Annotated in this window: 8 protein-coding genes; all 8 read left to right on the top strand. The window is 45.2% G+C overall.

Annotation, left to right across the window (positions count from 1 at the left end):
• Positions 1-18: 18 nt before the first annotated feature.
• The 8 genes from BMW45_RS03750 to prfA all read left to right on the top strand — a co-directional run bounded on the left by BMW45_RS03750 (position 19) and on the right by prfA (position 9385).
• Positions 19-1050 (top strand): hypothetical protein, encoded by a 1032-nt coding sequence (locus BMW45_RS03750; protein ID WP_092240661.1) that lies wholly within the window; start codon positions 19-21, stop codon positions 1048-1050.
• Positions 1051-1587: 537 nt separating this feature from the next.
• Positions 1588-2562, top strand: coding sequence for a Gfo/Idh/MocA family protein (locus BMW45_RS03745; protein WP_092240659.1), 975 nt, complete (start codon positions 1588-1590; stop codon positions 2560-2562).
• 147 nt (positions 2563-2709) lie between these two features.
• Complete coding sequence (locus tag BMW45_RS03740; RefSeq protein WP_092240654.1) at positions 2710-4029, top strand: replication-associated recombination protein A; 1320 nt, start codon at positions 2710-2712, stop codon at positions 4027-4029.
• A 164-nt stretch (positions 4030-4193) separates the two neighbouring features.
• Positions 4194-5810: a transcription termination factor Rho gene (gene rho / locus BMW45_RS03735; RefSeq protein ID WP_092240652.1), complete on the top strand. Its 1617-nt coding sequence runs from the start codon at positions 4194-4196 to the stop codon at positions 5808-5810.
• Positions 5811-5945: 135 nt separating this feature from the next.
• Positions 5946-6155: a 50S ribosomal protein L31 gene (gene rpmE, locus BMW45_RS03730; RefSeq protein ID WP_013271164.1), complete on the top strand. Its 210-nt coding sequence runs from the start codon at positions 5946-5948 to the stop codon at positions 6153-6155.
• Positions 6156-6409: 254 nt separating this feature from the next.
• The gene (locus BMW45_RS03725) at positions 6410-7354 is read left to right on the top strand and encodes a DUF1385 domain-containing protein (protein WP_092240650.1); all 945 of its coding nucleotides are present in this window, start codon (positions 6410-6412) and stop codon (positions 7352-7354) included.
• Positions 7351-8226: a peptide chain release factor N(5)-glutamine methyltransferase gene (gene prmC, locus BMW45_RS03720; protein WP_207649047.1), complete on the top strand. Its 876-nt coding sequence runs from the start codon at positions 7351-7353 to the stop codon at positions 8224-8226. The genes BMW45_RS03725 and prmC overlap by 4 nt, the downstream gene beginning before the upstream one ends.
• Before the next feature lie 82 nt (positions 8227-8308).
• On the top strand, positions 8309-9385 hold the full coding sequence (gene prfA / locus BMW45_RS03715; protein WP_025231191.1) for a peptide chain release factor 1: 1077 nt from the start codon (positions 8309-8311) through the stop codon (positions 9383-9385).
• Positions 9386-9422: the final 37 nt, after the last annotated feature.

Here is a 9422-nt window from a genome sequence, read left to right as displayed (position 1 = left end):
AAGAAAGGTTTTGTTGCTATGTTCCTTGTCGTCCCCCTTGTTTTAGGGGACGCTGGAATAGCATGTGCGGAAGAAACGTTCATTGAAATAGCAAAGGAGTATAGGACCTCTATAAAAGAGGAAGATGGAAGGTCCCAGTTTAAAGAAGTTTATGAAAAGGACGGTATTGTCTATCGGTTAAAATCCGTTCGTACAGATAATGTAGAGGAAATCTATCCAGGGGATATTATTACATATGACTTCGATTCTTTTGTTGGAAATCCTAAAAAATATGCACCTAACGAAGCAGTTGAGAAAGAAGGAAAAAGGTATGCTTTAAAAACCAGTGAGCTTTCAAAGGTACTCACGGAAGAGACTACGAAATATTCAGAAGCCTCCATATTGTATGAAGGAGTAGAATACATAGATTCTCTACCGGAAGATGCCCAGGTCAAGGTTATAAATGAGGATTTAAAACAGGAATTAAATGTAACACTTCCAGCGGTTGGTTATAAAGAAGAAAGTGCCTACTGGGATTATAATTTTACATTCCCTATAACCGTGAGCGGATACGATGTGGACTCTTACATGCTGGGTCAGACTGAGATTTCCAACCGTTCCCCTTTAATAGATCACGCAATATTATTCTTAAGTTATCTAAATTTGCCATCACAGTACTATGAGATATCAAGCATTGAGTGGGACGGAGATCCTGTGTCAAAGGATGGAGAAATAATCCGAAAGGCAACCGCTCATGGGCGTAAATTTATAAAAAATATCAGGGGAATTTATGGAGGGGATGTCACCTTCCCTTCCATAGAAGCCAATGCTTATCATGGAACTTATATTGATGCAGAAGCTGAGAATCAGACTGAGCAGATCATCTATAAGAAAGAAGTAACAGCAACTTATATGAGGGATGGGCGAAAGGGGTTTTGGAATTTCCTAAAATGGCTTCTGACAAATTCCGTTACCATGTCAATCCTTGCAATTCTACTGATCATACTTTTAATACTGGTCATTGTTAAAAGAGTGCGGAAAAGAAGCAGAGAGCAAGAAAAAACGGATTAAAGGACCGATGTCCAGGCATACAGATAGGAAGGGGAGCATTTATGATTTGCGTACATATTGATTCAGCGGAAACTGTAAATGCTTATACAGAAAAAGTCCGGAAAGCAATAGCAGTCTTAAGGGAAACGTATGTATCGGAAATGCATCACGGAAAGTAACCTTTGGATGGAGAAAATATAATTCTGCAGATTAATGAGATCTCGGCCGGGCCATAAAAAGTATGGATACGAGATGACAGGTAAGAAGCATAAACAGCCTTTTAATCTCTCAATCATATATGAAGAAAAGTGGAAGGTATACAGAATAACTGTAAAAGCTCAAGGATCAGCCCTATTTGGCAGGCAGGCTTTATATCAAAGCAAATAGGGCTTTTTTTTGTATGCAAAATGCAATATTGCGTTCCAAACCTTAAGACTCTGGCGGCAATACTTGACAAAGGAACAGGTACTGCCCATAATACATTATATAGAAGAAGTTTTGAAGAGGCAGAATTATACGGGCACATGAGGAAAACAAGAGCATTAAGGAGGATTGAGTATGAAAGAGTATCGCTGGGCAACATTAGGCTGTGGAGTAATTGCAAAACAGCTGGCAGAAAATTTGAAGAAGCAGGGAAGAACTTTATACGGGGTCGGCAACAGAACCTATGAAAATGCGGTTAAGTTTGCAGAAACATACGGAGTGGAGAAGGTTTACCATAATGTCTATGACATGTTTCATGATGATGATGTGGATATTATTTATATTTCAACACCCCATAATACTCATATTACTTATTTAAAAGAGGCATTAAAGAATGGAAAGCATGTACTGTGTGAGAAATCAATAACGCTGAATTCCGAGGAGCTTTCCGAGGCAGTCAGTCTTGCGGAGAAAAATGACCTGGTACTTGCCGAAGCAATGACCATTTATCATATGCCTCTTTATAAAAAATTGCAGGAAGTTGCGAAATGCGGTCAACTGGGCCCTCTGTGTTTTGTCCAGATGAACTTTGGAAGCTATAAGGACTATAATATGGAAAACAGGTTTTTTAGTCCAAGCCTTGCCGGCGGAGCACTGCTTGATATCGGGGTTTACGCCCTTTCCTTTGCAAGATGGTTTATGTCAGAGGCGCCGGACCATATCCTATCACAGGTAAAGCTTGCCCCCAGCGGCGTTGATGAACAGGCGGGAATCCTGCTAATGAACAATCAGCAGGAGATGGCTTCCATTTCTCTGTCCCTTCATGCAAAGCAGCCTAAGCGGGGAACAGTTGCCTTTGACAAGGGCTATATAGAAATATATGAATATCCAAGGGCTGACAAGGCGGTGATCACTTATACGGAAGATAACCGCCGGGAAGTGATTGAAGCAGGAACCACCGACGATGCCCTGTTGTATGAAATTCTGGATATGGAAAAAGCTGTTGCCGGAGAATCTGAGGAAATGCGGCTGGAATATACGGTAGATGTCATGAACATTATGACAAAAATACGAAATGACTGGAATATGAAGTATCCGGAAGAATTATAACCAAATCTCTTACGAAGGTGCGGGAAAGCGGGATATCATTGACACTTTATCAAAGCAGGGATATACTCTTGTTACAGCCGGAAGGCTTCTTTGGGATTATCGCAAGAGGTTCTTCCTCAAGGGATTTTAGAATACGGGAGAATAATAATGGATTTGTTTGATTATATGAGAGAAAATACCATGAAAAAAGAGTCCCCCCTTGCATCAAGGCTTCGGCCGTCAACGCTTGAAGAGGTAGTGGGGCAGCAGCATATCATTGGCAGGGATAAACTGCTCTACCGGGCCATTAAGGCGGACAAGCTGGGGTCTGTGATTTTCTACGGTCCTCCGGGAACCGGTAAAACCACTCTGGCAAGGGTGATTGCCAACACCACCAGCGGAGAGTTCAGACAGATCAACGCCACGGTAGCCGGAAAAAAAGACATGGAAGAAATCGTGAAGGAAGCCAAGGATTCCTTAGGAATGTATGGCAAAAAGACCATCTTGTTCGTGGATGAGATCCATCGTTTTAACAAGGGGCAGCAGGATTATCTGCTTCCATTTGTGGAGGATGGGACGCTGACTCTCATAGGGGCCACTACAGAGAATCCTTATTTTGAAGTAAATGGCGCTCTTCTTTCAAGATCCAGGGTATTTGAGTTAAAGCCCCTGGAAAAGGAGGATATCAGGAAACTGGTCCACCGGGCGGTATATGACAAGGATAAGGGAATGGGCTCCTATAACGCCGTGATTGACGAAGAGGCGGAAGAATTTCTGGCGGATGTTTCCAATGGAGATGCAAGAGCCGCTTTAAATGCGGTGGAGCTGGGAGTTATGACCACGGACCGGGATCCGTCGGACGGAAAAATCCATATCAGTCTCCAGGTGGCAGAAGAGTGCATTCAAAAGCGGGTAGTGCGCTATGATAAAACAGGAGACAATCATTATGATACCATATCGGCCTTCATAAAGAGCATGCGGGGATCGGACCCCGACGCGGCCGTGTACTATCTGGCAAGAATGCTTTATGCGGGTGAAGATATAAAGTTCATTGCCAGAAGAATCATGATCTGTGCTGCGGAGGATGTAGGAAATGCAGATCCCCAGGCTCTTATTTTGGCGGTGGCAGCAGCCCAGGCAGCGGAAAGGATCGGGCTTCCGGAAGCCCAGATCATTCTGGCGGAAGCGGTCACCTATGTGGCCTCAGCACCTAAGAGCAATGCGGCCTGCATGGCGGTGTTTGAGGCTTTGGATACAGTACAAAACCAGAAAACCATGCCTGTGCCGGTTCATCTGCAGGATTCCCATTATAAGGGAGCCGCAAAGCTGGGCCATGGGCAGGGCTATCTTTATGCCCATGATTATCCGGGCAACTATGTGAAACAGCAGTATCTTCCGGACGGGATGGAGGACATATCGTTCTATCATCCTACGGAAAATGGCTATGAACGTAGAATCAAAGAGCATTTAAAGGAACTGAAAAAATAACTTTTCTTTTTTAATTATAAGGTATATAATAGGCGTATCGTACGACCTGGTTTATCATGATTTGGGCCGGAATAAAATTTCCGGCCATCTGTTGCGATATTCTATCGTGAAGCATTCCCAAGATTACGAAACAACTGTTATAAGGAATCATGAAGGAGAATAATATGCGTGAAAAATTACAAACATTGCCGTTAGCGGAATTAAAGGAGCTTGCCAAAGCCCAGGGAATCAAGGGGTGCAGTTCCATGCGAAAAGCTGAAATTATAGATTTACTTTGCGAAAAGGAAGAGGAGGCTCCTGCTTTTCCTGCTTCGCCGGGGAATGTTTCAGTGGAAAAGGCGGAGGAAGTAAAAAAAGAGGTTTTTAAAACTGTTACGGCACAACCAGCTGCTCAGACCCAGCCTCATACGGATTCTGCAGGCCAGCAGGGGCAGGCGAACGGGGATCAGCAGATGCAGTCAGCGGCCGGCAGCCAAAGAAAGACGGTTGTCCGTTCCTATCGGCCGGAAGGGCAGCAAAGGCCCACAGGCTATCGGCCGGCACAGGGAAACAGCACAGAGCCATCCGCCAGGAGTGAGGCAAGGTCCGAAACTGCTCCGGAAGAACAAAGAGGTGATTTTCAGCCAAGCCCTGAACTGCAGGAACTGGACAGCGGTATCGAGGCTCATGGAATTCTGGAGGTCATGCCAGATGGCTTTGGTTTCATCCGCTGTGAAAACTACCTTCCAGGTGAAAATGACGTCTACGTGGCTCCTTCTCAGATCCGCCGGTTCAACATGAAAACCGGAGACATCATTCATGGAAGCCGCAGAGTGAAAACAGCGGCAGAAAAGTTTGCTGCCCTTCTATATGTAAAGAAAATCAATGGTTATCCAACCAGTGCGGCGGAACGCCGTCCGAATTTTGAAAATATGACTCCCATATTTCCGGATGAAAGGCTTCATATGGAAACCCAGGGAGGAAAGAATACCACCGCCATGCGTGTCCTGGATCTTTTAGCTCCTATTGGAAAGGGGCAGAGGGGTATGATCGTATCCCCGCCAAAGGCAGGAAAAACGACCCTGCTTAAAGATGTGGCAAAGGCCATAACCGTTAACCATCCGGAGATTCATCTCATGATTCTATTGATTGATGAGCGTCCTGAGGAGGTTACGGATATTAAGGAATCCATTTACGGAATTAATGTGGAAGTGCTCTACTCCACCTTTGACGAGCTTCCGGACCGCCATAAGAGAGTGTCAGAAATGGTGATCGAAAGGGCCAAGCGTCTTGTTGAGCATGGCCGGGATGTGGTGATTCTGTTAGACAGCATTACCCGTCTGGCAAGAGCTTATAACCTGACGGTTGCTCCAAGCGGACGTACCTTATCCGGCGGTCTGGATCCGGCTGCCCTTCATATGCCAAAGCGTTTCTTTGGTGCCGCCAGAAACATGAGGGAGGGAGGCAGCCTTACCGTTCTCGCCACCGCTCTTGTGGATACGGGAAGCCGTATGGATGACGTTATTTATGAGGAATTTAAGGGAACCGGCAACATGGAACTGGTTCTCGACCGGAAGCTGTCTGAGAAGAGGATCTTCCCTGCCATTGACATTCTTAAGTCTGGCACCAGAAGGGATGACCTGCTGCTTACAAGGGAAGAAGCGGAAGCGGTTGATATCATAAGAAAGGCTACTAATACCCTGAAACCGGAAGATGCAGTGGAGAAAATACTGGACTTATTCTCGAGGACAAGAAACAACAGGGAATTCGTGGAAACCTCCAAAAAAATGCGCTTTTACTAGAGAATACGGGTTTTTTGTAGAAATAAAAGCTTGCATTAAAAAAAAATCTATGTTATACTATGTAAGCTGTTTATTAGACAAAGTCGGTTTACGGACTGCGATTTAATAGAAATCAAAGTATGTGAGGTGAAAATCATGAAAGAGGGAATCCATCCAAATTATTACCAGGCAAAAGTTGTTTGCAACTGCGGTAATGAATTTGTAACTGGTTCTACAAAGGAAGATATCCACGTAGAGGTTTGTTCTAAATGCCATTCATTCTACACCGGTCAGCAGAAGGCTGCTTCCGCTCGTGGACGTATTGATAAATTCAATCGTAAATATGGCGTTAAGGCTGAAGCATAATTTACTTATGAAGGCAAAGGTTGTACAGCCTGGATTTAGTAAATTAGCCGTTCGAGGAGCCTCGGGTGAATCGGACTTCCTTCATGAATTCAGGAAATCAGCCGTTCTATGTGCTCATTGGGCGTATGGAACTTCCTTATTATATCAGGGGCAAAGAAGAGGTTGAGTTTGGTGGAAACACTTTAGCTCAGCCTTTTTTGGGATTTTAACTAGTGAAAAGCTTCCATTTTTTAAACAGAAAGGTGGTTTGGCGTATGAAGTATTCAGGAATCGGCGGGCAAGCCGTGATTGAAGGCGTTATGATGAAAAACGGGGATGAGTATGCCACAGCAGTCCGAAAGCCGGACGGCACCATTGAAGTGAAAAAGGATACTTATGTCAGCATGGGAGAAAAGGTGAAGCTTTTTTCTCTGCCATTTATCAGAGGTATATTCAGTTTTGTGGATTCCATGGTGTTAGGTATGAGGGCTTTGACCTTTTCAGCCAGCTTTTTTGAGGATGATGAGGAAGATATGGAGCCTTCCAAATTTGAAAAGTTTTTGGAACGGTTGTTTGGGGAGAAGATGGAAAAGGCATTGATGAGTATAGTGATGGCATTTTCCGTGGTAATGGCCATCCTTATTTTCATGGTGTTGCCGATGTTTCTTGCTAATATATTCCATAGTTTTATAAAGTCCCAGACGGTTATGGCGATTTTAGAAGGTGTGATCCGTATCGGAATCTTTATCGCTTACATCGGTTTGGTTTCACGCATGGAGGATATCCGAAGGACCTTTATGTACCATGGAGCAGAGCACAAGTGCATCAACTGCCTGGAGCACGGGCTTGATCTTACTGTGGAAAATGTCAGAAACAGCTCCAAGGAACATAAGCGCTGCGGAACCAGCTTTCTCCTGATCGTCATGATCATCAGCATCCTGTTTTTCATGGTGGTAAGAGTGAATACGCTGCCCCTTCGGATCCTCAGCCGGATTGTACTGATTCCGGTCATAGCCGGAGTATCTTATGAATTTTTACGGCTGGCAGGGCGCAGCAATTCAAAACTGGTGGATTTATTAAGCCGTCCAGGAATGTGGATGCAGGGACTGACCACTAAGGAACCGGACGATGATATGATTTTAGTGGGGATTGCTTCTGTAGAGGCTGTGTTTGACTGGAGGGGATTTCTTAACAGGAATTTCCCGGAGAAGAGGGCATGAATCTGACTTTACAGCATTTATTAGAAGAAGGAACAGAAAAGCTGTCAAGGGCAGGAGTGGAAGAGGCATCTCTTGATTCCAGATACCTGCTTTTTGAGGCATTCCGCACGGATATGGTCCATTTTCTTATAGACAGAAACAGAGTGCTTCCGGAAGAGGACTCTTCTCTTGATGCCGTTTCCAAATACCGGACCATGATAGAGAAGCGTTCCAGGAGGATCCCCCTTCAGCAGATTACAGGAAGCCGGGAGTTCATGGGCCTTGAATTTTTTGTAAATGAGCATGTGCTGATTCCAAGGCAGGATACGGAAACTCTGGTGGAGCTGGTCTTAAAGGATTATAAAGGAAAGCAGCCGGAAGTACTGGATCTATGTACGGGAAGCGGCTGCATCGCCGTCAGCCTTGCAAAGCTTGGTGGATTTGACCGCGTAACTGCTGTGGATATCTCCAGGGAAGCCCTTAAGGTGGCGGAAAGGAATGTGGGGGAGCTTTTAGGAGAGGGAAAGGTCGCTTTGATAGAAAGCGATTTATTTGCCTTATTAGAGGAAGAGAAAACGTTTGATGTGATCGTGTCAAATCCTCCCTATATTCCAACGAAAGTAATAGAAGGACTGCAGCCGGAAGTCCGGGACCATGAGCCGATGCTGGCCCTTGACGGGAAGGAAGACGGTTTGTATTTTTACAGAAAGCTTGCCTTGGAAAGCCGCCATCATTTAACCCTGGGAGGTGCGGTTTATTTTGAGATCGGCTATGACCAGGGAGAGGCTGTCAGCGGTTTATTAAAGGATGCCGGTTTTGGAGAGATCCAGGTGGTTAAAGATGCGGCAGGACTGGACCGCGTGGTTTGTTCACGAATACCCGTGAGCCCTTAAACCGCAGGTATTAAGGGCTATACTGCGGAGTCATGATACAATGTGAACAACAGTCATTTCCATGAAATTCAGGAGGTTACCAATGTTTGATAGATTAGATGATATTTTAGTTCATTATGAAGAATTGATGCAAGAGCTTAACAATCCTTCCGTAGCAGAGGATCAGAACCGGTTTCGTAAGCTGATGAAGGAGCAGGCGGATCTGGCGGATTTAGTAGAGACTTATACCCAGTATAAAAAGGCAAAACAGACCGTGGAAGACAGCCTGGCACTGCTGGAGGAAGAGAGCGACGAGGAGATGCGGGAGATGGCAAAGGAGGAATTATCCGATGCTAAGAAGCAGATCGAGGCGCTTGAGCAGGAGCTTAAGATTTTACTTTTACCTAAGGACCCTAACGACGATAAGAATATTATTCTGGAGATCCGTGCCGGAGCAGGCGGTGACGAGGCGGCTCTGTTCGCTTCCGAGCTGTACCGTATGTATGTAAATTATGCGGAGGGATATCACTGGAAGGTAGAGCTGATCAGCGTCAATGAAAATGGGATCGGCGGTTTTAAAGAAGTAGTTGCCATGATTACAGGTAAGGGCGCTTATTCCAAGATGAAATATGAAAGCGGTGTCCACCGGGTACAGCGGGTTCCGGAGACAGAGAGCGGTGGCAGAATCCATACCTCCACGGCGACTGTTGCAGTTATGCCCGAAGCAGAAGAGTTTGACGTAGTGATCGAGGATAAAGATGTGAGAATCGACGTTATGCGTGCTTCCGGAAACGGCGGACAGTGCGTAAATACTACCGACTCTGCCGTTCGTCTTACCCACATGCCTACGGGAATCGTGATTTACAGCCAGACGGAAAAATCACAGCTTCAGAATAAAGAAAAGGCCTTCCGGTTATTGCGTTCCAAGCTTTTTGATTTAGAACTTGAGAAAAGGCAGAATTCGGAGGCCGAGGAAAGAAGAAGCCAGATCGGTACCGGAGACCGTTCTGAAAAGATCCGGACCTATAATTTTCCCCAGGGCCGTGTAACGGATCACAGAATCAAGCTGACTCTTTATAAGATTGATTCCATTATGAATGGGGACATTCATGAGCTTCTGGATTCTCTCATTGCTGCGGATCAGGCTGCGCGCTTAAGCAAGTTAAACGAAGAGATATAAAAATACCGGATTCGTGGTGTTTTCTGGACTTGTATAA

The organism is Lacrimispora sphenoides (assembly GCF_900105215.1).
GTDB lineage: Bacteria > Bacillota > Clostridia > Lachnospirales > Lachnospiraceae > Lacrimispora > Lacrimispora sphenoides_A.
The sequence above is the reverse complement of the archived record's forward strand: the minus strand, read 5'-3'. Positions and strand labels throughout refer to the sequence as shown.